The organism is Scandinavium lactucae, from assembly GCF_033843265.1.
Classification (GTDB): Bacteria; Pseudomonadota; Gammaproteobacteria; order Enterobacterales; family Enterobacteriaceae; genus Scandinavium; species Scandinavium lactucae.
Genome location: NZ_JAWXRD010000004.1, coordinates 86,314 through 110,341, shown reverse-complemented (window position 1 = coordinate 110,341; position 24,028 = coordinate 86,314). Strand labels below are relative to the sequence as shown.

19 protein-coding genes are annotated in these 24,028 nt (G+C 55.6%); 8 read left to right on the top strand and 11 right to left on the bottom strand.

What is annotated here, in order from left to right; all coding sequences use genetic code 11:
• Positions 1–26 precede the first annotated feature (26 nt).
• The 4 genes from uraA to bglK all read right to left on the bottom strand — a co-directional run bounded on the left by uraA (position 27) and on the right by bglK (position 4,537).
• Entirely contained in the window at positions 27–1,313 is a 1,287-nt protein-coding gene (uraA, locus tag SIK69_RS05715) for a uracil permease (RefSeq protein ID WP_319628031.1), read from the bottom strand.
• 94 nt (positions 1,314–1,407) lie between these two features.
• Positions 1,408–2,034 (bottom strand): uracil phosphoribosyltransferase, encoded by a 627-nt coding sequence (gene upp, locus SIK69_RS05710; protein ID WP_319628030.1) that lies wholly within the window; start codon positions 2,032–2,034, stop codon positions 1,408–1,410.
• Positions 2,035–2,217: 183 nt separating this feature from the next.
• Positions 2,218–3,648 carry a 6-phospho-beta-glucosidase gene (locus SIK69_RS05705; protein ID WP_319785635.1) on the bottom strand — a complete coding sequence of 477 codons (1,431 nt, stop codon included), beginning with the start codon at positions 3,646–3,648 and terminating at the stop codon, positions 2,218–2,220.
• A 13-nt stretch (positions 3,649–3,661) separates the two neighbouring features.
• Positions 3,662–4,537: a beta-glucoside kinase BglK gene (bglK, locus tag SIK69_RS05700; protein WP_319785634.1), complete on the bottom strand. Its 876-nt coding sequence runs from the start codon at positions 4,535–4,537 to the stop codon at positions 3,662–3,664.
• A 254-nt stretch (positions 4,538–4,791) separates the two neighbouring features.
• On the opposite strand from bglK, the gene purM reads away from it, so the two are divergent.
• The 4 genes from purM (at position 4,792) to ppx (ending at position 10,281) form a co-directional block, all read left to right on the top strand.
• Positions 4,792–5,829: a phosphoribosylformylglycinamidine cyclo-ligase gene (purM, locus tag SIK69_RS05695; RefSeq protein WP_319785633.1), complete on the top strand. Its 1,038-nt coding sequence runs from the start codon at positions 4,792–4,794 to the stop codon at positions 5,827–5,829.
• Positions 5,829–6,470: a phosphoribosylglycinamide formyltransferase gene (gene purN / locus SIK69_RS05690; protein ID WP_319628026.1), complete on the top strand. Its 642-nt coding sequence runs from the start codon at positions 5,829–5,831 to the stop codon at positions 6,468–6,470. Before purM ends, purN begins: the two co-directional genes overlap by 1 nt.
• A 202-nt stretch (positions 6,471–6,672) precedes the next feature.
• Complete coding sequence (gene ppk1 / locus SIK69_RS05685; RefSeq protein ID WP_319628025.1) at positions 6,673–8,733, top strand: polyphosphate kinase 1; 2,061 nt, start codon at positions 6,673–6,675, stop codon at positions 8,731–8,733.
• Positions 8,734–8,736: 3 nt separating this feature from the next.
• Positions 8,737–10,281 carry an exopolyphosphatase gene (ppx, locus tag SIK69_RS05680; RefSeq protein ID WP_319628024.1) on the top strand — a complete coding sequence of 515 codons (1,545 nt, stop codon included), beginning with the start codon at positions 8,737–8,739 and terminating at the stop codon, positions 10,279–10,281.
• Here ppx and SIK69_RS05675 read toward each other — a convergent pair.
• Positions 10,261–12,516, bottom strand: a complete 2,256-nt coding sequence (locus SIK69_RS05675; protein ID WP_319785632.1) for an EAL domain-containing protein — start codon at positions 12,514–12,516, stop codon at positions 10,261–10,263. The genes ppx and SIK69_RS05675 overlap by 21 nt on opposite strands.
• A gap of 312 nt (positions 12,517–12,828) precedes the next feature.
• Here SIK69_RS05675 and SIK69_RS05670 point away from each other — a divergent pair, with 312 nt between their 5' ends.
• Positions 12,829–13,026 carry a YfgG family protein gene (locus SIK69_RS05670; RefSeq protein ID WP_319628022.1) on the top strand — a complete coding sequence of 66 codons (198 nt, stop codon included), beginning with the start codon at positions 12,829–12,831 and terminating at the stop codon, positions 13,024–13,026.
• Positions 13,027–13,151: 125 nt separating this feature from the next.
• Positions 13,152–14,462 carry an MFS transporter gene (locus tag SIK69_RS05665; protein WP_319628021.1) on the top strand — a complete coding sequence of 437 codons (1,311 nt, stop codon included), beginning with the start codon at positions 13,152–13,154 and terminating at the stop codon, positions 14,460–14,462.
• 102 nt (positions 14,463–14,564) lie between these two features.
• Here SIK69_RS05665 and SIK69_RS05660 read toward each other — a convergent pair whose 3' ends face one another.
• The gene (locus SIK69_RS05660) at positions 14,565–15,011 is read right to left on the bottom strand and encodes a winged helix-turn-helix transcriptional regulator (RefSeq protein WP_319628020.1); all 447 of its coding nucleotides are present in this window, start codon (positions 15,009–15,011) and stop codon (positions 14,565–14,567) included.
• A 108-nt stretch (positions 15,012–15,119) separates the two neighbouring features.
• Between SIK69_RS05660 and SIK69_RS05655 the strand changes: the two genes are divergently transcribed.
• Positions 15,120–16,313, top strand: coding sequence for an MFS transporter (locus SIK69_RS05655; protein ID WP_319785631.1), 1,194 nt, complete (start codon positions 15,120–15,122; stop codon positions 16,311–16,313).
• A gap of 55 nt (positions 16,314–16,368) precedes the next feature.
• Here the strand turns inward: SIK69_RS05655 and guaA are convergent, their stop codons facing one another.
• Both guaA and guaB read right to left on the bottom strand, forming a co-directional pair.
• Positions 16,369–17,946 (bottom strand): glutamine-hydrolyzing GMP synthase, encoded by a 1,578-nt coding sequence (gene guaA / locus SIK69_RS05650; protein WP_319785630.1) that lies wholly within the window; start codon positions 17,944–17,946, stop codon positions 16,369–16,371.
• Positions 17,947–18,012: 66 nt separating this feature from the next.
• Complete coding sequence (guaB, locus tag SIK69_RS05645; protein ID WP_319628017.1) at positions 18,013–19,479, bottom strand: IMP dehydrogenase; 1,467 nt, start codon at positions 19,477–19,479, stop codon at positions 18,013–18,015.
• A gap of 161 nt (positions 19,480–19,640) precedes the next feature.
• On the opposite strand from guaB, the gene xseA reads away from it, so the two are divergent.
• Entirely contained in the window at positions 19,641–21,023 is a 1,383-nt protein-coding gene (gene xseA / locus SIK69_RS05640; protein WP_319785629.1) for an exodeoxyribonuclease VII large subunit, read from the top strand.
• A 43-nt stretch (positions 21,024–21,066) separates the two neighbouring features.
• Here xseA and SIK69_RS05635 read toward each other — a convergent pair whose 3' ends face one another.
• The 3 genes from SIK69_RS05635 to der all read right to left on the bottom strand — a co-directional run bounded on the left by SIK69_RS05635 (position 21,067) and on the right by der (position 23,981).
• On the bottom strand, positions 21,067–21,288 hold the full coding sequence (locus SIK69_RS05635; RefSeq protein WP_319785628.1) for a zinc ribbon domain-containing protein: 222 nt from the start codon (positions 21,286–21,288) through the stop codon (positions 21,067–21,069).
• A gap of 48 nt (positions 21,289–21,336) precedes the next feature.
• Complete coding sequence (locus SIK69_RS05630) at positions 21,337–22,428, bottom strand: Gfo/Idh/MocA family oxidoreductase (RefSeq protein ID WP_319785627.1); 1,092 nt, start codon at positions 22,426–22,428, stop codon at positions 21,337–21,339.
• 74 nt (positions 22,429–22,502) lie between these two features.
• Positions 22,503–23,981 carry a ribosome biogenesis GTPase Der gene (gene der, locus SIK69_RS05625; RefSeq protein WP_319628013.1) on the bottom strand — a complete coding sequence of 493 codons (1,479 nt, stop codon included), beginning with the start codon at positions 23,979–23,981 and terminating at the stop codon, positions 22,503–22,505.
• Positions 23,982–24,028: the final 47 nt, after the last annotated feature.

Here is a 24,028-nt window from a genome sequence, read left to right as displayed (position 1 = left end):
GGATCGTCCGCCCGGTTGGACGATCTTTACGCAGACTTATCGCTGTCCGCCGGATCAAGCACCACTTCTTCCGGGCGTAACACGCTGATCAGTTTGAAAATAAGGCTCAGTCCGACGCCCACGATAGTCGCCAGGGCCATGCCTTTCAGCTCAGCAGCGCCGATGTGAACGGTCGCGCCGCTGACGCCGATGATCAGGATAACGGCAGTCAGGATCAGGTTTTGCGTTTTGTTGTAATCCACTTTCGATTCAATCAGCACGCGAATACCGGATGCGCCGATCACGCCGTACAGCAGCAGGGAAACGCCGCCGATCACAGGCACCGGGATAATCTGGATTGCCGCCGCCAGCTTGCCGACACAGGAGAGCAGAATGGCGATGATCGCCGCCCCGCCAATCACCCAGGTGCTGTACACGCGGGTGATCGCCATTACGCCAATGTTTTCACCGTAGGTCGTGTTCGGCGTGGAGCCGAAGAAACCAGAGATGACGGTCGACAGACCGTTGGCAAACATCGAGCGATGCAGACCCGGATCGCGGATCAAGTCTTTTTTGACGATATTGGCCGTCACCACCAGGTGACCCACATGCTCGGCGATCACCACCAGCGCGGCAGGCAGAATGGTGAAGATAGCGAACCATTCAAAGCGCGGGGTGTAGAAGGTTGGCAGCGCAAACCACGGCGCGTTGGCAATCGGCGCGGTATCAACGATACCCATCGCAAACGACAGCGCGTAGCCAGTCAGCACGCCAATCAGGATCGGGATAATCGCCAGGAAACCACGGAACAGCACCGAGCTGAAGACCGTCACACCCAACGTCACCAGCGCAATCATGATGCTGGTGGTATTTGGTGCTGTCCCCGCCGCAGGTAACAGGCCCGCCATGTTCGCCGCCACGCCCGCCAGTTCCAGGCCGATAACCGCCACAATCGCGCCCATCGCCGCCGGAGGGAACATCACATCCAGCCAGCCGGTCCCGGCTTTTTTCACGATGAACGACACGATGCAGAACAGCACGCCACACATGATGAAGCCGCCAAGCGCCACTTCATAGCCCAGCGGCAACAGCAGCAGCACAGGGGAAATAAACGCAAAGCTTGAGCCTAAGTAAGCCGGGATTTTACCCTTACAGATGAACAGGTACAGCAGCGTACCGATCCCGTTGAACAGGAGAACCGTTGCCGGATTGATGTGGAACAGGAAAGGCACCAGCACGGTTGCGCCAAACATGGCGAACAGATGCTGCAAACTAAGCGGGATGGTCACCAAAAGTGGCGGTCGTTCACTTACCCCGATAGCACGGCGCGTCATAGTTTTATCCTCTGTCTGAGTGTTGTTGTGGGTCTTGGTGTGTTTTAGTCAAAAAAAAGCCGACTCTCAAAGTCGGCTTTTTTTAATGAATCACTTACTTGGTACCAAAAATCTTGTCACCGGCATCGCCGAGGCCCGGAATAATGTATCCATGCTCATTGAGGCCCTGATCAATGGACGCGGTGTACAGTTCAACATCCGGGTGCGCTTTCTCCAGCGCGGCGATACCTTCCGGAGCCGCCACCAGAACCAGCACCTTGATGCTGTTACAACCGGCATTTTTCAGCAGGTCGATGGTGGCAATCATTGAACCACCGGTTGCCAGCATCGGGTCAACCACCAGCGCCATACGCTCGTCGATATTGGAAACCAGTTTCTGGAAATACGGAACCGGCTCGAGGGTTTCTTCATTACGGTAGATACCAACGACGCTGATACGTGCGCTTGGCACATGCTCCAACACGCCTTCCATCATGCCGAGACCGGCACGCAGGATAGGCACCACGGTAATCTTCTTACCTTTGATTTGCTCAACCTGCACCGGGCCATTCCAGCCTTCAATGGTGACGGTTTCAGTTTCCAGGTCAGACGTGGCTTCATAAGTCAGTAAGCTGCCAACTTCTGAGGCGAGTTCACGGAAGCGTTTAGTGCTGATGTCATGCTCACGCATCAGGCCCAGCTTGTGTTTGACGAGTGGGTGTTTCACTTCCACAATCTTCATTCTCTTTCTCCTCTGAGGGGCAGCCACAAAAAAAATCGCCGGATTATACCGCTTTTTAGCGAACGCGCCATACCTGTTCTCTTTGACGGCGATCAAGCAAAGTGATTAACACCTTGTTACTCATTCTAAACTAAGGATAAAAATAAACCCCGCCGAAGCGAGGTTTTTGCTTTTTGAAGCGATTTACAGCGATTCGCCGTTGCTGCTGATAACCTTTTGATACCACGCAAAAGATTTTTTGCGGCTGCGTTCCAGGGTGCCGTTGCCTTCATTATCTTTATCGACATAGATAAAACCGTAGCGTTTTTTCATTTCGCCGGTCCCGGCGGAGACCAGATCGATACAGCCCCACGGGGTGTAACCCATCAGATCTACGCCGTCTTCCACCACCGCTTTTTTCATTTCGGCAATGTGCGCCGAAAGATAGTCGATGCGGTACTGGTCATTGACGCTGCCGTCGCTTTCACGCACGTCGATCGCCCCAAAACCGTTTTCGACGATAAACAACGGCAGCTGGTAGTGATCCCAGAACCAGTTCAGCGAGTAGCGCAGGCCCACCGGATCAATCTGCCAGCCCCAGTCGGATTTCTTGACGTAGGGGTTGGAGACCAGGCTGGTGGTTTCGTCGTAGTCGAGCTGCGGGTTGTCCGCCGTCGCTTTGGTGGCGAACGACATGTAGTAGCTGAAGCCAATATAATCGACGCAGCCCTGGGTCAGGACGGCCTTGTCTTCAGGGGTGATATCCAGTGCGAACCCGCGACGGGCGAAGTAGTTCAGCAGATGCTGCGGATATTTTCCGCGCACGTGTACGTCGGTGAACCAGTAGCGGCGGTGCATGGCGTTCATCGCCATCATCATGTCATCCGGCGCGCAGGTCAGCGGGTAAATCGGGCACATGGCAATCATGCAGCCAATGTGCAGCGACGGGTTAATTTCACGGGCGGCTTTCACCGCCAGGGCGCTGGCCACCAGCTCGTAGTGTGCCGCCTGATACATAATCGGCTCGCGATCTTCACCCTCTTCATATTTGATGCCGGAGTTGGTGAACGGCGCAAAATCTTCGTGGAAGTTTGCCTGGTTGTTGATTTCGTTGAAGGTCATCCAGTACTTCACTTTGTGCTGATAGCGGCTGAATGCCACTTTCGCAAAGCGCACGAAGAACTCGATAACTTTACGGTTCCGCCAGCCGCCGTACTCTTTCACCAGGTGATACGGCATTTCAAAATGCGACAGGGTGATAACCGGCTCGATGCCGTATTTCAGGCATTCATCGAACAGATCGTCGTAAAATTTCAGCCCGGCTTCGTTCGGCTCCAGTTCGTCACCTTTCGGAAACAGGCGCGTCCACGCAATCGAGGTGCGGAAGCATTTGAAACCCATTTCGGCAAACAGTTTGATGTCGTCTTTATAGCGGTGGTAAAAATCAATCGCCTCATGGTTCGGGTAGTTCTTCCCTGGCAGCACGCCGTCGGTGATTTCACGCGCCACGCCGTGGGCTCCGGCGGTCATCACGTCGGCAACGCTTGGGCCTTTTCCGCCCTCTTTCCAGCCGCCTTCCAGTTGATGCGCTGCAACCGCCCCGCCCCACAGAAAATCGCTTTTAAATCCGGACATAACAACTCCCTCTTTAACGTTCAAACTGCTGATTAAAATGATAAACCGCGCCGAGTAAACCGGCGTCGTTGCCGTGGCTAACGGTATTGATGTACTCGTCAATGCCGAACCAGGCCAGATGCTGTTTAAGCTGAGTCAAAAAGCCCGGGCGTTCGGTGATGCCGCCGCCGAGCAGAATGGTTTGCGGGTCGAACAGATTGACCAGGTTGTACAGGCCGCTGGCAATGCCGTTGAAGAAATCATTCACCAGCCGCTGGCAGGTGACCTCTCCGGCATCGCTGGCGTCGAATATCTCTTCGCCGCTGATCTCATCAAGTGATTTGCCGATATGCGTGGCGTAACGGCTACGTAGGACGCGCAGCGTGCAGGTGGCATTCATGGTGTAGTGCGTCGGATGGCGGCTGCCGGGGCGGTCGGTAAACATGTAGCCAAATTCGCCGCCGCGAAAACGGGCTCCGCGCACCAGCTGGTTATTGCAGAAGATCGCCCCGCCGATGCCGGTGCCAATGGTCAGCACCAGAAAGTCGCTCATCTGTGCCGCTTTGCCCTGCCAGCGTTCCGCCAGCAGCACGCAGTTGGCGTCGTTTTCAATCGCCACCGGTAAGCGGGTGCGCTCTTCAAGCCACTGTTTAATGGCAAAATGGTCGAACTTGCGGATAGCCCCGCCCATTTCGATGAAACCGGTATGCGGATTGACATACCCCGGGGCGCTGATGGCAATGCCTTCACATTCGGGGTGCGCTTCAAGCCAACTGAGGATCCCTTGCAAAATGGCGTCACCGTCGCTGTCTTTTATCGGCGTTTTTCCCTTCGCAACGAACTCCCCGTCACCAGTGAGCACGCCCATTTTCAGCGCCGTTCCACCAATATCAAATGCGGCAATGTGCATCTGTGCTGTTCCTCCTGGAAGCCATTTCAGAAACCGGTTTCAGTCCGATATTGTGGGCTGTGCCAGCATCCTGCAAGCATTAAACTGTACCCGGTTTCATTTTCGTGAAGCGGTTCAAATTTGGTCAGCGCAACGGCTGAAACGGGGAAATTAACGACGGGAGAAGATATCCGTCACCCAGGCTCGCAAACGTTTGCTTAGGCTGATAGAATAGCGCCGATTTTATTTGCTAACGCCCTTCGTGGAGACTTGCAGTGACCGACAAAACCTCTCTCAGCTATAAAGATGCCGGTGTTGATATTGACGCGGGTAATGCTCTGGTTGACCGAATCAAAGGTGTGGTGAAGAAAACCCGTCGCCCCGAAGTCATGGGTGGCCTGGGTGGATTCGGCGCACTGTGCGCACTGCCGCAAAAATATCGTGAGCCAGTGCTGGTTTCCGGTACGGATGGCGTCGGCACCAAGCTGCGCCTGGCAATGGATCTCAAACGTCATGACACCATCGGCATCGATCTGGTGGCCATGTGCGTTAACGACCTGGTGGTTCAGGGCGCAGAGCCGCTGTTCTTCCTCGATTACTACGCCACCGGCAAACTGGATGTGGATACCGCAGCCAGCGTGATCAGCGGCATCGCCGAAGGCTGCCTGCAGTCCGGCTGTGCGCTGGTCGGCGGCGAAACGGCAGAAATGCCGGGCATGTATCATGGCGAAGATTACGACGTGGCCGGCTTCTGCGTTGGCGTGGTTGAGAAGTCTGAAATCATCGACGGCAGCAAAGTGGCCGATGGCGACGTTCTGGTGGCGCTGGCTTCCAGCGGCCCGCACTCAAACGGCTACTCGCTGGTGCGTAAAATCATTGAAGTCAGCGGCTGCTGCCCGGAAACTACCGAGGTCGACGGCAAACCGCTGGCCGATCATCTGCTGGCCCCGACCCGCATCTACGTCAAAAACGTGCTGGATCTCATCGCTAACGTTGACGTCCACGCCATCGCCCACCTGACCGGCGGCGGCTTCTGGGAAAACATTCCGCGCGTGCTGCCGGATAACACCCAGGCCGTTATCGACGAATCCTCCTGGCAGTGGCCGGCCGTGTTCAACTGGTTGCAAACCGCGGGCAACGTCAGCCAACATGAAATGTATCGCACCTTTAACTGCGGCGTGGGCATGGTGATTGCGCTGCCAGCCGGTGAAGCGGATAAAGCCGTGGCGCTGATGAATGAGAAAGGCGAGCACGCCTGGAAAATCGGCTATATCAAAGCCTCCGATTCTGAGCAGCGTGTGGTCATCGCGTAATGAAAAATATCGTGGTGCTGATTTCTGGTAACGGAAGTAATTTGCAGGCCATTATCGACGCCTGCAAACAGAAAAAAATCAACGGCACCCTGCGGGCAGTGTTCAGCAATAAGGCCGACGCGTTCGGCCTTGAGCGCGCTCGTGAAGCAGAAATCCCGGCCCATGCGCTCAGCGCCAGCCAGTTTTCCAGTCGTGAAGCGTTTGACCGCGAGCTGATGCAGGAAATTGATGCCTACGCCCCCGACCTGGTGGTGCTGGCAGGCTATATGCGCATTCTGAGCCCGGAGTTCGTGGCGCACTATCAGGGTCGTCTGCTGAACATCCACCCTTCCCTGCTACCGAAATATCCGGGTCTGAACACCCATCGTCAGGTACTGGACAACGGCGACGAAGAGCACGGCACCTCCGTGCATTTCGTCACCGATGAACTCGACGGTGGCCCGGTGATTTTACAGGCCAAAGTGCCGGTGTTTGCCGGGGATGTGGAAGAAGACATCACCGCCCGCGTGCAGCATCAGGAACACGCCATTTATCCGATGGTAGTGAGCTGGTTTGTCGAAGGTCGTCTTGAAATGAAAGGCAACAGCGCATGGCTGGACGGCGTTCAGCTCCCCGCGCAAGGCTACGCTGCCGAAGAGTAATCTTAAGCCGCCTGCCCGTCGTGGCAGGCGCTTCTTCCTGCCTCCCTTACGCTCCCATACCGCTGAATAATAAAAATTCGTTATCGCAGGTTCACGACAAACAGATTATTGTCATACTTCACTGACACAGTTGGACATCGGCGGTTAAAGCTCGCCATAATGTGAATGCTGTCCGCGTCAACCAACCGGAGTGTGAGTAGTAATGGGTCAGGATAAGCTGTATATCGAAAAAGAACTCAGCTGGTTATCGTTTAACGAGCGTGTTCTCCAGGAAGCGGCGGATAAAAGTAACCCGTTGATAGAGCGTATGCGGTTTTTGGGGATCTACTCCAATAACCTGGATGAGTTCTATAAGGTCCGTTTTGCCGAACTGAAGCGCCGCATTATTATTAGTGAAGAACAAGGCCTAACCGCCCATTCCCGCCATCTGCTGGGAAAAATTCAGGCGCGCGTGCTGAAAGCCGATCAGGAATTTGACGGCCTCTATAACGAGCTGCTGCTCGAAATGGCCCGCAACCAGATTTTCCTGATTAATGAGCGCCAGCTATCGGTCAACCAGCAAAGCTGGTTACGTCACTACTTCAAACATTATCTGCGCCAGCACATCACGCCTATCCTGATTAACCGGGAGACGGACCTGGTGCAGTTCCTGAAAGACGATTACACCTATCTGGCGGTGGAAATTATCCGTGGCGACGAAATTAGCTATGCGCTGCTGGAGATCCCCTCCGATAAAGTGCCGCGTTTCGTGAATTTACCGCCGGAAACGCCGCGTCGCCGCAAGCCGATGATCCTGCTCGACAATATTCTGCGCTATTGTCTCGATGACATATTCAAAGGCTTCTTTGATTACGACGCGCTGAATGCCTATTCCATGAAAATGACCCGTGACGCCGAATATGACCTGGTGCACGAGATGGAATCGAGCCTGATGGAGCTGATGTCCTCCAGCCTCAAACAGCGTCTGACCGCCGAGCCGGTGCGCTTCGTGTATCAGCGCGATATGCCCGATGCGATGGTCGAGATGCTACGTAAAAAATTCGCCATCACCCGCTACGATTCAATCGTTCCCGGTGGGCGCTACCATAATTTTAAAGACTTCATCGGGTTCCCGAACGTGGGCAAGGCCAACCTGGTGAATAAACCGCTGCCGCGTCTGCGCCACATCTGGTTTGATAAATTCCGAAATGGCTTTGATGCAATTCGCGAACGCGACGTGCTGCTGTATTATCCGTATCACACCTTTGAGCACGTGCTGGAACTGCTGCGTCAGGCGTCGTTTGACCCGAGCGTACTGGCAATCAAAATCAATATTTACCGCGTGGCGAAAGACTCACGCATTATTGATTCGATGATCCACGCCGCGCACAACGGTAAAAAAGTCACCGTGGTAGTTGAGTTACAGGCACGCTTTGACGAAGAAGCCAACATCCATTGGGCGAAGCGCCTGACGGAGGCGGGTGTCCACGTTATCTTCTCGGCCCCTGGCCTGAAAATTCACGCCAAGCTGTTCCTTATCTCACGCAAGGAAGGCGAAGACGTGGTGCGTTATGCGCATATCGGCACCGGTAACTTCAACGAAAAAACCGCCCGACTGTATACCGACTATTCGCTGCTGACCGCCGATGCGCGCATCACTAACGAAGTGCGCCGGGTGTTTAACTTCATTGAAAACCCGTATCGTCCGGTGAATTTCGAGTATCTGATGGTCTCGCCGCAGAACTCGCGTCGGTTGCTGTATGAGATGATCGACCGTGAAATTGCCCACGCGCAGAATGGTCGTCCGTCCGGTATTACCCTGAAACTGAATAACCTGGTCGACAAAGGCCTGGTGGATCGTCTGTATGCGGCATCCGGTTCCGGCGTGCCGGTGAATCTGCTGGTGCGCGGTATGTGCTCGCTGATCCCGCAGTTAGAAGGCATCAGTGAAAATATTAACGTCATTAGTATCGTTGACCGCTATCTTGAACATGACAGGCTCTATATTTTTGAAGATGGCGGCGCGAAACAGGTGTGGCTCTCTTCCGCCGACTGGATGACGCGCAACATCGATTACCGTATTGAAGTTGCGACCCCAATCCTCGACCCGCGCCTGAAACAGCAGGTGCTGACCATCGTGGATCTGCTGTTTAGCGACACCGTGAAAGCCCGTTTTCTCGACAAAGAACTGAGTAATCGCTACGTGCCCCGCGGGAATCGCCGCAAAGTCCGGTCACAGCTGGCGATTTACGATTACATCAAATCACTTGAGCAGCCCGATTAATCTATGCCCATCAAAACCAAAACGAAACGACCGCAGGAGATTGCTGCGGTCGACCTGGGATCGAACAGTTTTCATATGGTGATTGCGCGCGTCGTCGACGGTGCGCTGCAAATTATTGGCCGCCTGAAACAGCGCGTCCATCTGGCCGATGGCCTGAATGAAAACAATATGCTCAGTGAAGAGGCGATGGAACGCGGCCTGAACTGTCTGTCACTGTTTGCCGAGCGTCTGCAGGGGTTTTCCCCGACCAGCGTTTGCATCGTGGGCACGCACACGCTGCGCCAGGCGCTAAACGCTCCGGAATTTCTCAAGCGGGCGGAAAAAGTTATCCCCTATCCGATTGAAATCATTTCGGGTAACGAAGAAGCGCGTCTGATTTTTATGGGCGTGGAGCACACTCAGCCAGAAAAAGGCCGCAAGTTGGTTATCGACATCGGCGGCGGCTCGACGGAACTGGTTATCGGCGAAGACTTTACGCCACAGCTGGTAGAAAGCCGTCGAATGGGCTGCGTGAGCTTTGCCCAAGTCTTCTTCCCCGGTGGCGTTATCAGCAAAGAGAACTTCCAGCGCGCCCGCCTCGCAGCGGTGCAGAAACTGGAAACCCTTTCCTGGCAGTACCGCATTCAGGGCTGGAACGTGGCAATGGGCGCATCAGGCACCATCAAAGCGGTGCATGAAGTGCTGGTCGAAATGGGTGAGAAAGACGGCATCATTACGCCGGAACGCCTTGAGAAACTGGTGGAGGAGGTGCTGAAGTTTAAGAGCTTTAGCGCCCTCAGTCTGCCGGGGCTGTCGGAAGACCGTCAGGCGGTGTTCATGCCGGGGCTGGCGATTCTGTGTGGCGTGTTCGATTCGCTGGCGATTAAAGAGCTACGCCTGTCTGACGGGGCACTGCGTGAAGGCGTGCTGTACGAGATGGAAGGCCGCTTCCGCCATGATGATATTCGCAGCCGAACCGCAGAAAGTCTGGCCAGTCAGTACAATATCGACCGGGAACAGGCGCGTCGGGTGCTGGATACCACCAATCTGATCTACGAGCAGTGGGTACAGCAGAATCCGAAACAGGCACATCCGCAGCTGGCGGCGCTGCTGAAATGGTCGGCAATGCTGCACGAGGTGGGGCTGAACATTAATCACAGCGGGATGCATCGCCATTCGGCGTACATTCTGCAAAACAGCGATTTACCGGGCTTCAATCAGGAGCAGCAGACGCTGATCGCGACGCTGGTGCGCTATCACCGTAAAGGGGTTAAGCTGGACGACCTGCCGCGCTTTACGCTGTTTAAGAAGAAACAGTTCCTGCCGATGATCCAGCTGCTGCGCCTCGGCGTACTGCTGAACAACCAGCGCCAGGCGACGACTACCCCGCCGACGCTGCGACTGGTCACCGATGAAAATCACTGGACGCTGTATTTCCCACACGACTGGTTTAGCCAGAACGCACTGGTGCTGCTTGATCTGGAAAAAGAACAGCAATACTGGCAAGCGGTGACCGGCTGGATGCTAAAAATCACCGAGGAAGAAGCCTCACCAGAGATTGCGGCCTGATGTAAGCGGCTTAATACTCCCGGCAGCCAGGCTCTCTAAGGGTTCTGGCTTGCCGATGTAATAGCCCTGTAAATAGTCAATGCCCAGCTCCAACGCCGCGTCACTCAGCGCCTGCGATTCAACGTACTCCGCCACCACCTGCATATTCTTCATCCGCGCTAACTGGCAGATAGACGAGACAATCTGGTAATCAAGGCTGCTCGATAACAGGTTCTTGATGAAGCTGCCATCGATTTTCAGAATGTCAGCGCTGACCTTTTTCAGCCGCGAATAGCTGGCATAGCCCGTGCCAAAATCATCAATCGCAATCCGACAGCCGAGCGCCTGCAGGTGGTTCATGTTTAGCAGCGCCTGATCAGGATGACTCAACGACTGGCTCTCAGTGATTTCAAAGATCAGCTGCCATCCCTGTATATTATGGCGTTTCAAAAGATCGGCGACCGCTTTCGGGAACTGCGAACCACAGGCTGATGACGGAGAAATATTCACCGACAATCTTAGGCCGGGCAGCGTTTCGCGGTGGCTGTCCATAAACTGCAAGGTATTTTCCAGCACCCACAAATCTATCCGGGATGACAAACCAAACTCGTGCGCCACCGGGAGAAATTCCTCCGGGGGGATCAGTTGGCGGTCTTCACCTTTAAGGCGCAACAGCACTTCGTGATAGCTGTCTCCGCGAATGCCGACAATCGGTTGGGCCATCAGGCTAAAATGCCCGTGTTCCAGCGCCAGCTGCAGGCGGTTCATCATCGTAACTTTATCTTTCAGACGCTGCTGTAGATGCACCGCGTTGCGATGCTGCAAATTCTCCGGCAAACCGGTCACCAGCGACGCGTTGGCGATAGTGCTCAATTCACCGAGCAGCATCGGCAGTTGCATTACCGGAGAGCGCACATGGCAATAGCTGACGCCCACGTTCGGCTGCAACGGCATCCCATCCCAGATGAAGCGGAATTGTTTTATCCGCTCATCAATTGCCGCAATGCGCGCGGCATGGTCTTCGGTATTCAGCCGAATCACCATATCGTGTCCTGAAAGGTGATAAATGCACTCACCCTCGTGCAGCTCCGGCTCAAGCCATTTACCCAGATTCTGTTTGTATTGAATGCGCACCATCATGCCGTAATGCCGCCCAAGCACTTCCAGTTCAGGAATCCGCAGGAAACAGATAACCGACCACGGCGTGGCCGCCAGCTTGCGAGTGAGCGCCCACAGATTAGGCAACTGAACCACCGGATCGATAAACGCCATCCGCTGCACCCTGGCATGAATAAATCGCTGCCGGGTCGCAAGCATCGCCATATAAATCACAATAAAAGAGAACACCAGATAACTGGATGAGGTGATCGCCAGCTGGTTGCTGTAACTCGCGTACACGGGTACGTAACGATAGAAAAAGTGAATGCTAACTATCAGCAACACCGTCCAGATGATCGCCATCAGCCGATAGCCAAAACGCATTGACCCCCACAGCATCACCGGCAGCAATAGCGAAAGCGTGTAGTTGGTGGTGAAGATCGAGGCCGAATTGGCCATCGGAATAAACAATAATCCTATGAGAATCAGTACCGCCAGAGACCAGATACCCATCTCGAGTGTCGTGACCCTGGGATCGATTTGCAGGCGTAATTGCGAGATGAACGATTTCAGGTAGCGAGGGTGGCGGATTATACGAATCACCAGATAAGACAGCGGTACGCCGGTAAAACAGCCCATCAGCAGTGATTGATAATTGATTAAACTGTGCAGCGTCAGCGGTCCGGCACCTGCCAGCGAAAGCCGTGCGGGCAGGATCTCAAAAAAGACGCAGGCCAGCAGTAAGAACTGGAACACCGTGGCAGGGAAAAACATCTGCCAGAATATTCGCTGCGGCATTAAGCGCGCGCAACCATAGGACAGGTCGTGTCGCCGCGGGGCAAACACCCGATACCCGCCCCAACTGAGGGTCAATGGAATTAAAAAGTGAAACGTGATGCAGATGCTTTCCGGCACGTTCATACCGGGACAAATCACTAGCCAGATGCCAGCAATAATCCCCGGCAGCGCTTTCAAACCAAAAAAGAGCATCAGCGACAGTAGCAGCGCGAGGGGCAGATAATAGAGCGAAACCACGCCGCCATCGATGCGCGCAAAGGTATTCGCCATTCGGGCAACAGGCAGTAATAGTAAAGGCAGGATTAACGGAAGTCCCCACCATTTATCGCGATTGTTTTTATAGAATTTAATAAGGTGCATAGATGCTCAAAAGAGGACCCGATTCCTGATGCGCAGATTCAGACAGGCATCCAACCTGATTGTCGACAACCGCGAAAATCACAGTGCGGAGTGGGGCAAGAGATTATAGTGAGTATCCGCGCAGGCAATTTGACATAAATCAACGAAGGACCGCTGAGCCTCCCAGCACTCTCATATTCCTACCCGCCCCCCATCGCATCTGCACTTTCGCTTTTTTTGTGCAATTTTCACGCAGTTGTTAATTGACCCTGCTGGCCCGCTGTGCCTTAATAGGCCCATCGCCCGAAACGGGTATTTTTACAGGAACCCTCAGTGAGCCAGGCAACCCCAATGCGCAAACGACATCAATTCAACAGTCGCATGACCCGGATCATCATCCTTATTAGCTTCCTCTTTTTCTTTGGCCGCTTCGTCTACTCCTCTATCGGTGCCTGGCAGCATCATCAGGACAAGAAAGCCGCACAGCAGTCGAGCCAAGTCGTTACAGAATCCCAGATTCGTACCGAGTAAAAAACCGGTAAATCTGCGTCCACAGCACCGTTTTCCCCGCGTTTCCGTCCCTGCATTTGCATCCTACGGCAAAACCAAGCACGATTAAGGTGAACCCGTAACGAACAGCCAATACAGGGAAACGTATGAAAAATATCCTGAATACCTTTCTGCCGCTGTACACCACGACCCTGCTGATGCTGCTCGGTTCCGGCCTGTTGACCACCTATATTTCACTGCGTCTGGCGCATGAAGAGGTCAGCGGCACGGTTATCGGTGCGATTACCGCGGCTAACTATCTCGGTCTGGTGATTGGCGGTAAAGTCGGTCACAACCTGATTGCCCGCGTCGGGCATATCCGCGCCTACGTCTCCTGCGCCGGAATTATTACCGCTTCTGTTGTCGGCCATGGCCTCAGCGATTTTATTCCGCTGTGGATTTTCCTGCGGTTGGTGATCGGCCTGTGCATGATGTGTCAGTACATGGTGCTGGAAAGCTGGCTTAACGATCGCGCGGAGTCTTCACAGCGCGGTGCCATCTTTGGCCTGTACATGGTTGCTACCTATCTTGGCCTGTGCGGCGGGCAAATCATCCTGATGGCCGCTGCCGGAACGGGGCCGTCGATGCTACTGATTGTAGCGCTCTGTTTTGCCCTGTGCCTGGTGCCTATTGCGCTCACCACCCGCACCACCGCGCAGCCAATGTCACCCGCACCGATGGAGTTGGGCTACTTCTTTAAAGCTATTCCGAAGCTGCTGGCTGCCACGCTGGTGATGGGGATGGCCGCCGGGGCGTTCTACGGCCTGGCACCGGTGTATGCCATTTCGCAAGGCCTTTCTACCCGGCAAACCGGCCTGTTTATGGGCGTCACTATTTTTGCCGGCATGGTGTCACAGTTTCCGCTGAGCTGGCTCTCTGACCGCTACGACCGTCAGCATTTACTGTTTTACACCGCCATCCTGTTCGCGGTCGCCTCCCTGCCGCTGTCAGTGTTACCGCATCTCGGCTTTTACTGGCTGCTCGGCATGGCGTTCGTGTCCAGCATGGCGATGTTCTCGCTCTATCCGCTCGGGGTCGCCATCGCCAACGATCGCGTAGAGCCAGAACGCCGCGTTTCTCTCACGGCGTGTCTGCTGATGGCCTTTGGCGTCGGGGCCTGTATCGGGCCGCTGGTCACCGGGGCCATCATGCAGCCGTTCGGCGGCAACGTGCTCTATTTCTGCTTTACGCTTTGTGGGGCAACTATCGCGCTTATCAGTTGGATCAGAAAACGCCAGCCTGAGATTGTGGTCGATGCGCCGATGCCGCACGTGGTGATGCCCGACAGCCTGACCTCATCGCCGCTGGCGGTGGCGCTTAATCCGGGAATGGATGAAGAGGTCATTCAGGAGGTGATGGTGGAAACGCCGGAAACCGAAGCACCCGACTCCACGGATGAGACGAAGATGGCCTTGTGACCCACGACATCGCTGCATTATGACAGGGCGGCTTAGGTCGCCTTTTTTGCGGGCTTTTAGCGCACCGGGCTATTCTGCCAGCAATCAACAACGTGCTACAGGCTATTGAATCTTCTGTACCTCGGTCGCGGCGGGTGCCAGCACCACCCCGTCATGCGCTATAGGTGCCATAAAAGGAACCGCCTTACCGGTACGCTTGTCGATAAGCACCGAGTGGCGTTCGCCACGCGTAAAAAGATGCTGCTCCCCCCACTGTCGCAGCGCCACCACCACCGGAAACAGACTTTCACCTTTTTCAGTCAGCACATATTCCTGATATGCCGTCCCATCTGACGCGCCCCGCATGGCGAGGATTTCTGCCTCGACCAACTTACGCAGTCGATCAGAGAGAATGTTGCGCGCCACGCCCAGACTGCGCTGAAAATCCCCGAACCGCCGCATACCATCGAAGGCATTACGCACGATGAGGAGCGACCAGCGATCCCCGATCAGATCGACGCTACGGGCAACTGGACAAGGTTCATCGGGCATAGACTTAGGGGACGTCATCGGATCCTCTCGCGGGCGAAGGGTGGCTTTCTGGTTGCATTTTAAAACTACATGACCTAGCCTTCAACTGGTTTCATTTTAAAACCAGAGACGATAAAGGTTGAGATCATGAAGACGTCGATTGCATTACCGTTAACGACAGATATGCCGCGCAGCCTGGTGTGGCTTTTCGCCATTGCCAGCGGCCTGAGCGTTGCCAATGTCTATTACGCGCAGCCCCTGCTCGACGTGCTGGCACATGATTTCGGCATCAGCCCTGCGGCGGTCGGCGGAGTAGTGACGGCCACGCAAATCGGTTGTGCTTTGGCCCTGCTGTTGCTGGTGCCGCTGGGCGATCTGCTCGACAGGCGTCGCCTGATGGCTATACAACTGGTGGCTCTGGTGGCCGCCCTGATCGTCGTCGGTCTGGCGCATTCTGCCCCCATTTTGCTGGCGGGGATGCTGGCGGTCGGCCTGCTGGGGACGGCGATGACGCAGGGTCTGATTGCCTACGCCGCTAGCGCGGCGGCATCGCATGAACAAGGCCGGGTGGTTGGAGCCGCGCAAAGCGGCGTATTCATTGGCCTGCTATTGGCCCGGGTGTTTGCTGGAGCTGTCAGTGACCTCATGGGCTGGCGAGGGGTGTATCTCTGTGCCGCCGGATTGATGCTGATGATTGCGCTCCCGCTGTGGCGATGCCTGCCTGATCTGGCGGCCACAACCAAGTCGATGAGCTACCCGCACCTGATTGCCTCAATGCTGACGCTGCTGCGGGAGGAAAAAGTATTACAGGTACGCGGCATGCTGGCGCTGCTGATGTTCGCCGCGTTCAATATTTTCTGGAGTGCGCTGGTACTGCCGTTGAGCACACCACCCTACAACTTCTCGCATACCACCATCGGTGCCTTTGGGCTGGTTGGTGTGGTCGGGGCGCTGGCCGCCTCCCGCGCTGGGCAATGGGCGGATCGGGGATATGCCCAACGCACCAGCGCGGCGGCGTTGTGGGCATTACTTTTGGCCTGGTGGCCGCTGTCACAAATGCAATGGTCACTCGGTGTGCTGGTTATCGGCATTATTCTGCTCGATTTAGGCGGGCAGGCGCTACACGTCACGAATCAGAGCCTGATTTTTCGTACCCGCCCCGAAGCCCATAGCCGCCTGGTGGGCCTGTATATGCTGTTCTATGCCGTCGGCAGCGGTCTGGGCGCTATCGCCACCACCGCGACCTATGCCCACGCGGGCTGGCAGGGCGTGTGTCTGCTGGGTGCGGCAGTCAGCCTGGTCGCGCTGGGGTTCTGGTGGGTGACGCGTAAAATGGCTTAAACAAAAACAAAAAGCCCGCAGTTACGCGGGCTTAAGGGCTAGATTCGATGCGGGATTATTCCCATTCAATCGTCGCTGGCGGCTTACCGCTGATGTCATACACCACACGGGAAATGCCGTTCACTTCATTAATGATGCGGTTGGACACGCGACCCAGGAAATCGTACGGCAGGTGCGCCCAGTGCGCGGTCATGAAGTCGATAGTTTCCACCGCACGCAGGGAAACCACCCAGTCGTATTTACGGCCATCGCCCATCACGCCCACAGAACGAACCGGCAGGAATACGGTGAACGCCTGGCTCACTTTGTTGTACAGATCCGCTTTGTGCAATTCTTCGATGAAGATAGCATCGGCGCGACGCAGCAGGTCGCAGTACTCTTTCTTCACTTCGCCCAGCACGCGAACGCCAAGGCCCGGCCCCGGGAACGGATGACGGTACAGCATGTCGTACGGCAGGCCCAGTTCCAGACCGATTTTACGCACTTCATCTTTGAACAGCTCACGCAGCGGTTCAACCAGACCCATCTTCATCTCTTTCGGCAGGCCGCCCACGTTGTGGTGAGATTTGATGACGTGCGCTTTGCCGGTGGCAGAGGCCGCAGATTCGATAACGTCAGGGTAGATAGTGCCCTGCGCCAGCCATCTCACGTCTTCCAGCTTCAACGCTTCTTCATCGAACACTTCCACGAATACGCGGCCAATGATTTTACGTTTCGCTTCTGGCTCGTTTTCACCCGCCAGGGCCGACAGGAAACGCTCCTCGCCTTCAACGTGAACAATGTTCAGACCGAAGTGGTCGCCGAACATGTCCATCACCTGCTGAGCTTCGTTCAGGCGCAGCAGGCCGTTGTCGACGAATACGCAGGTCAGGTTTTTGCCGATGGCACGATGCAGCAGCATGGCAGTAACGGACGAGTCCACGCCGCCGGAGAGGCCGAGGATCACTTTATCGTTGCCAACCTGCTGACGAATACGTTCGACGGCATCGTCGATGATTTTCGCTGGAGTCCACAGGGCTTCACATTCGCAGATATCGCGCACGAAACGCTCAAGCATACGCAGACCCTGACGGGTGTGGGTCACTTCCGGGTGGAACTGCACGCCGTAGAAGCGTTTTTCTTCGTTAGCCATAATGGCGAACGGACAGGTTTCGGTGCTGGCAACGGTCACGAAATCAGACGGGATCGCGGTGACTTTGTCGCCGTGGCTCATCCACACGTCGAGCAGCGGCTTGCCTTCAGCGGTCAGGGCATCTTCGATACCGCGAACCAGCGCGCTGTCGGTTCTGATTTCAACCTGCGCATAGCCAAACTCACGTTCGTTAGATCCTTCAACATGACCGCCCAGCTGCATTGCCATGGTCTGCATGCCGTAGCATACACCAAGAACCGGGACGCCAGCTTCAAACACATACTGCGGTGCCCGCGGGCTGTTGTCTTCAGTGGTACTTTCCGGGCCGCCGGACAGGATGATACCGCTCGGATTGAACTCACGAATTTGTGCTTCGGTAACGTCCCAGGCCCACAGTTCACAATAAACGCCCAGCTCACGAACGCGGCGCGCCACCAGCTGAGTGTATTGAGAACCAAAATCGAGGATAAGAATGCGATGTTTATGAATATTGTCGGTCATTGACGGTAATTCCAGGGCAAGTGAAACAAAATCAAACGCCCGGCATAAGCCGGGCGCGGGGAATAATCAAGAACCCAAGCGGTAGTTCGGGGACTCTTTGGTGATCGTCACGTCGTGTACGTGACTTTCCTGAATGCCCGCCCCGCTGATGCGTACAAATTCCGCTTTAGTACGCAGCGCGTCGATGGTACCACAGCCGGTCAGACCCATACAGGAGCGCAGGCCGCCCATCTGCTGGTGAATGATCTCTTTCAGGCGGCCTTTATAGGCCACGCGGCCTTCGATACCTTCCGGCACCAGTTTGTCAGCAGCGTTATCGGTCTGGAAGTAACGGTCAGAGGAACCTTTAGACATCGCGCCGAGGGAGCCCATCCCGCGATAGGATTTGTAAGAGCGACCCTGGTAGAGTTCGATTTCACCCGGTGATTCTTCGGTGCCCGCCAGCATAGAACCCACCATGACCGCGCTTGCACCTGCGGCAATCGCTTTAGCGATATCGCCGGAGAAACGGATCCCACCATCGGCGATAACCGGAATACCCAGGCCTTCCAGCGCTTCAACGGCATCAGCAACGGCGGTGATCTGCGGTACACCCACGCCGGTGACGATACGAGTAGTACAGATGGAACCAGGGCCGATACCGACTTTAACCGCGCTCACGCCAGCGTCAGCCAGGGCACGAGCCCCCGCGCCGGTTGCCACGTTACCCCCGATGATTTGCAGGTTCGGGTATTTGGCACGGGTTTCGCGAATACGTTGCAGTACGCCTTCAGAATGGCCGTGAGAGGAGTCAATCAGCAGCACGTCTACACCCGCCGCAACCAGCGCATCAACGCGCTCTTCGTTACCGGCACCGGCACCAACCGCAGCGCCTACGCGCAGACGGCCATGCTCATCTTTACACGCCTGAGGTTTACGTTCTGCTTTCTGGAAATCTTTAACGGTGATCATGCCGATCAGGTGGAAGTTATCGTCAACCACCAGCGCTTTTTCTACACGTTTTTCGTGCATCTTAGCGAAGACCACATCGCGGGCTTCACCTTCACGCACAGTGACCAGACGCTCTTTCGGGGTCATGTAGACGCTAACCGGCTGGCTCAGGTCAGTCACGAAACGCACGTCACGACCGGTGATGATGCCAACCAGTTCGTTGCTTTCCGTCACTACAGGATAACCGGCGAAACCGTTACGCGCGGTCAGCTCTTTCACTTCGTGCAGAGTGGTGGTTGGCAGTACGGTTTGCGGATCAGAGACCACGCCAGATTCGTATTTCTTCACGCGGCGAACTTCTTCCGCCTGGCGCTCGATAGACATGTTTTTGTGAATAAAGCCGATGCCGCCTTCCTGAGCCAGGGCAATTGCCAGGCGCGCTTCCGTCACGGTATCCATTGCCGCAGACAGCATAGGAATGTTCAGGCGAATGGATTTGGTCAACTGCGTGCTGAGATCGGCAGTATTCGGCAGAACGGTGGAATGAGCGGGAACGAGGAGGACGTCGTCAAACGTCAGTGCTTCTTTGGCGATACGTAGCATGGGCAATATCTCTACCTGGGTGGTTAATAAATATTGCCGTGGCATTATACAGAGCGTAATCGGTTGCATCCACACTTTTTTGCAAAAAATGCTTGCGATCGCTTCTGAGCAAGTTACTATCGACTGAATAACCTGCTGATTTAGAATTTGATCTCGCTCACATGTTGCCTTCTCAATCCCCCGCCATTTTTACCGTAAGCCGCCTGAATCAGACGGTGCGTTTGCTGCTTGAGCAGGAAATGGGGCAAGTGTGGATCAGCGGCGAAATCTCCAACTTTTCTCAGCCCTCTTCCGGCCACTGGTACTTTACCCTCAAAGATGACAACGCCCAGGTGCGCTGCGCGATGTTTCGCAACAGCAATCGCCGGGTCACGTTTCGACCGCAGCACGGTCAGCAGGTTTTAGTCCGGGCAAACATCACGCTGTACGAACCGCGTGGTGATTACCAGATTATCGTCGAAAGTATGCAGCCTGCGGGCGAAGGATTGTTGCAGCAGAAATTCGAGCAGCTAAAAGCACAGCTGAATGCCGAAGGCCTGTTCGATCAGCAATTCAAACAGCCGTTGCCGACGCCTGCGCACTGCGTGGGGGTCATCACCTCGAAAACCGGGGCCGCGCTGCACGATATTCTCCATATTCTGAAACGCCGTGACCCGTCGCTGCCGGTAGTGATTTATCCCACTCAGGTGCAGGGAGACGATGCCCCTGCACAAATCGTTCGCGCCATCGAACGGGCGAACCAGCGTGAAGAGTGTGACGTGCTGATTGTTGGGCGCGGCGGGGGTTCGCTGGAAGATTTGTGGAGCTTTAACGACGAGCGCGTGGCACGGGCTATTTTTGCCAGTCGCATTCCGGTGGTGAGCGCAGTCGGACATGAAACCGATGTCACCATTGCCGATTTCGTGGCTGATTTACGTGCTCCGACCCCTTCTGCGGCCGCGGAGATGGTCAGTCGTAATCAGCTGGAATTGCTGCGCCAGGTACAGTCTGCACAACAACGGCTGGAAATGGCGATGGACTATTTTATCGCCAACCGTAACCGTCGGTTCAGTCAGCTTCAGCATCGACTGCAACAGCAGCATCCGCAGCTGCGCCTCGCACGGCAGCAAACGGTGCTCGACAGGCTGCGTCAGCGCATGAATTTTGCGCTGGATAACCAGTTGAAGAAATCAACCCAGCGCCAGCAGCGCATGGTTCAGCGCCTGAATCAGCAAAACCCGCAGCCGCGCATTTATCGCGCGCAAACTCGAATTCAACAGCTTGAGTATCGTCTGGCGCAAACGCTTCGTGCGCAGCTCAGCACAACGCGTGAACGGTTTGGTAATGCGGTAACGCATCTTGAAGCCGTTAGCCCGTTGTCGACGCTGGCACGCGGCTACAGCGTAACGACAGCCGCCGACGGCAAACTGGTCAAAAAGACCAAACAGCTGAACGCCGGAGACACACTGACGACGCGTCTGGAAGATGGGGTGGTGGAAAGTGAAGTCACTAAAATCACGCCAGTGAAGAAAACGCGGACGCGGAAAGCAAAACCGACAGCGTAGGCCCGATAAGCGAAGCGCCACCGGGCGTTTTACACAATAATATTTACGGCGTAACGACCACAAACTCCACGCGTTTTTTTGAAATCAAACCATGGCCGTTCTGGCAAAAATAATCCACCGCCCCGCAAGCCTTTAACACTTCCAACGGCTTATTGCATTCCGGACACAGCGCCTGCACTGCGTAATCCTGCTCGCACTGCGCGCAATGGGCGTTTTCGCCCTGCCGCTCCAGCGGATGGTCACAAACCGGACAGTTCAGTTCCATAGGGACTCCTTAGGTCTTCGGAAACATCAGTTTATTTTACCACGGGCCTCAATGCGGGCCGCGCAGTTGTTGCTGTAATTGCAGCAGGGCGCTGACTTCCGCGATTCGTCGCTGAGTAAGCACGCTGACCTGCTCCGGCGTGCGCGTAAATACGCTGTTGGCACCCAGAATAAATCGGCCCAGGCAGAGATCGTATATCGGGCCATCCCGCGTCCAGCGCTGAACGGTCTCGCCCTGCCAGATTTCCAGCACATCCTGCGCTCCGCGGCGATCCTGACTGAGCACCGTCCCGTTACGCAGATGCAGACGAATACCTTTTTGCCCCCCAGCCGGCCCGGCGTATTTATTCAGCCACATCTCCAGCGGAATGCCGCCCAGCTCGCCCTGCAGATGTGCGCTGCCTTCGGCTGTGGTGACGTCACCCATGGTAATGGCGTTGCCCAGCCGGTCTTTGGCCTCGCACAGCGTCAGGCTAAGTTCATTATTCACACCCACCGCGGCGAGCGTTTCATGCATCATCGCCAGCACGTGGGTGCCAATATCCACAATCACCCCGTCAGGGTGGCGAAGCTGGCGGGTATCCGGTTCGCCGGTGGCAAAGTTGAGGGCGATCGGTTCGCCCTGGGCGTTAAACCCACTCGGCTCCAGCAGATAACCTTCAATTTTTGCAATATCTGCCAACGACAAAATCGGCGTACTCACCGGGAGATACGCCGCTTCCGGCTGCCAGTCGCTGTCAGGGTCGCCATGCGCCAGTTGCGCCACGCCATCACGCGCCATCCAGTGATCGAGCGCCAGCACCCGGCGGGCATGTTCAGGCCGGGCCAATAACGCCTGAAGCCGAGCCAGCTGCGCCAGCGTTGCCGCCACCGGTTTCTCTACCACGATGCGCGGCACGGCGGTTTGCAGCACCTGTTCCAGCACCGGTAAGTGCGCCAGCGAGGCGGTGGTTATCAACACCATATCTGGCTGGGTCGCCAGCAACGCCTCCAGCGAATCACAGCGCGTTATCCCGGCGGGTGCGCGGGCCGCGTCAACATCAAAACCAAAGCACTGCGCAGACGATATATTCAGACGCTGAAGCGCCGGCAACCAGGCGGTGTCGATTACCGAACCCAGGCCAATAAATCCGAGTTTCATCGTTAACCTCAAAGACAAAAAAACCCGCCATCAGGCGGGTTAGTATCAGTACCGCGCCAGCTTATCAGCCGCGCTTACTTACCTTTTTTGATATGTTTGATCAGACGCTTACGTTTACGCATCTGGTTCGGGGTCAGGGTGTTACGCTTGTTAGCGAACGGGTTTTCCCCTTCCTTGAACTGAATGCGGATTGGCGTACCCATGACGTCAAGCGATTTGCGGAAGTAGTTCATCAGGTAGCGCTTGTAAGAGTCCGGCAGGTCTTTCACCTGGTTGCCGTGGATAACCACAATCGGCGGGTTGTAACCCCCGGCGTGGGCATATTTCAGCTTCACACGACGACCACGAACCAACGGCGGCTGGTGATCTTCTGCCGCCATGGTCATGATGCGGGTCAGCATCGCGGTGCTCTGGCGACGGGTTGAGCTGTCGTAGGCTTCGCGAACGGACTCGAACAGGTTACCCACGCCGCTACCGTGCAATGCAGAAATGAAGTGCACGCGGGCAAAGTCGATGAAGCCCAGACGGAAGTCGAGGGTCTCTTTGACCTGCTCTCTCACTTCATTGCTCAGACCATCCCATTTGTTGACCACGATAACCAGTGAGCGCCCACTATTGAGGATAAAGCCGAGCAGCGAGAGGTCCTGATCGGAAATGCCTTCGCGGGCATCAATCACCAGCATCACCACGTTAGCGTCTTCAATCGCCTGCAGCGTTTTGATAACCGAGAATTTTTCTACGGTATCAGTGATTTTGCCGCGCTTACGTACCCCGGCGGTATCGATGAGGATATATTCGCGCTCATCGCGTTCCATCGGGATGTAAATGCTGTCACGGGTGGTGCCCGGCATGTCGTAAACCACCACGCGGTCTTCACCGAGGATACGGTTAGTTAGCGTTGACTTACCGACGTTGGGGCGGCCAACGATAGCCAGTTTGATAGGCAGACTCTGCGGGTCGAAGTCGTCTTCCGGCTCTTCAACAGGGACGCCATTCTGTTCCGCTTCGAATTGCGCCCAGTAGGCAGCATCTTCATCCACTTCTTCGGCAGGCGCGATCTCTTCCATAAACGGCAGAAGCGCTTCTTCAATCAGGCTGGTAACACCGCGACCGTGTGAAGCGGCAATCGCGTGAATATCGCCTAAGCCTAAGGACCAGAAATCCGCCATCGCCTGATCCGGATCGATGCCATCGGTTTTGTTAGCCACAAGGAACGTCGCTTTTTCGCGTGAGCGCAGGTGCTTCGCGATGGCCACATCCGCAGGCATCAGCCCCGCACGCGCATCCACCATAAACAACACTACGTCAGCTTCTTCAATCGCCAGCAGCGACTGTTCTGCCATGCGCGTTTCCACACCTTCTTCCGTGCCATCAATACCACCGGTATCGATACAGATAAACTCGCGGCCTTCCACTTCAGCACGACCGTACTTACGGTCACGAGTCAGACCCGGGAAATCCGCGACCAGCGCATCTCGGGTGCGCGTCAGACGGTTAAACAGCGTGGATTTTCCAACGTTAGGGCGCCCGACAAGCGCGACCACAGGTACCATGATAAATGCCTCTTAAAATCTAAAAACAGTAAAACGGCCCCTGCTAA

What these genes read in the sequence shown, in the direction of transcription:
- purN (WP_319628026.1), top strand. Translation starts at nt 5,829, where the DNA reads ATGAAAAATATCGTGGTGCTGATTTCTGGTAACGGAAGTAATTTGCAG.
- upp (WP_319628030.1), bottom strand. Translation starts at nt 2,034, where the DNA reads ATGAAGATTGTGGAAGTGAAACACCCACTCGTCAAACACAAGCTGGGC.
- SIK69_RS05660 (WP_319628020.1), bottom strand. Translation starts at nt 15,011, where the DNA reads ATGACGTCCCCTAAGTCTATGCCCGATGAACCTTGTCCAGTTGCCCGT.
- ppk1 (WP_319628025.1), top strand. Translation starts at nt 6,673, where the DNA reads ATGGGTCAGGATAAGCTGTATATCGAAAAAGAACTCAGCTGGTTATCG.
- guaA (WP_319785630.1), bottom strand. Translation starts at nt 17,946, where the DNA reads ATGACCGACAATATTCATAAACATCGCATTCTTATCCTCGATTTTGGT.
- SIK69_RS05630 (WP_319785627.1), bottom strand. Translation starts at nt 22,428, where the DNA reads ATGAAACTCGGATTTATTGGCCTGGGTTCGGTAATCGACACCGCCTGG.
- SIK69_RS05705 (WP_319785635.1), bottom strand. Translation starts at nt 3,648, where the DNA reads ATGTCCGGATTTAAAAGCGATTTTCTGTGGGGCGGGGCGGTTGCAGCG.
- SIK69_RS05665 (WP_319628021.1), top strand. Translation starts at nt 13,152, where the DNA reads ATGAAAAATATCCTGAATACCTTTCTGCCGCTGTACACCACGACCCTG.
- SIK69_RS05655 (WP_319785631.1), top strand. Translation starts at nt 15,120, where the DNA reads ATGAAGACGTCGATTGCATTACCGTTAACGACAGATATGCCGCGCAGC.
- xseA (WP_319785629.1), top strand. Translation starts at nt 19,641, where the DNA reads ATGTTGCCTTCTCAATCCCCCGCCATTTTTACCGTAAGCCGCCTGAAT.
- guaB (WP_319628017.1), bottom strand. Translation starts at nt 19,479, where the DNA reads ATGCTACGTATCGCCAAAGAAGCACTGACGTTTGACGACGTCCTCCTC.
- der (WP_319628013.1), bottom strand. Translation starts at nt 23,981, where the DNA reads ATGGTACCTGTGGTCGCGCTTGTCGGGCGCCCTAACGTTGGAAAATCC.
- SIK69_RS05635 (WP_319785628.1), bottom strand. Translation starts at nt 21,288, where the DNA reads ATGGAACTGAACTGTCCGGTTTGTGACCATCCGCTGGAGCGGCAGGGC.
- uraA (WP_319628031.1), bottom strand. Translation starts at nt 1,313, where the DNA reads ATGACGCGCCGTGCTATCGGGGTAAGTGAACGACCGCCACTTTTGGTG.
- SIK69_RS05675 (WP_319785632.1), bottom strand. Translation starts at nt 12,516, where the DNA reads ATGCACCTTATTAAATTCTATAAAAACAATCGCGATAAATGGTGGGGA.
- ppx (WP_319628024.1), top strand. Translation starts at nt 8,737, where the DNA reads ATGCCCATCAAAACCAAAACGAAACGACCGCAGGAGATTGCTGCGGTC.
- bglK (WP_319785634.1), bottom strand. Translation starts at nt 4,537, where the DNA reads ATGCACATTGCCGCATTTGATATTGGTGGAACGGCGCTGAAAATGGGC.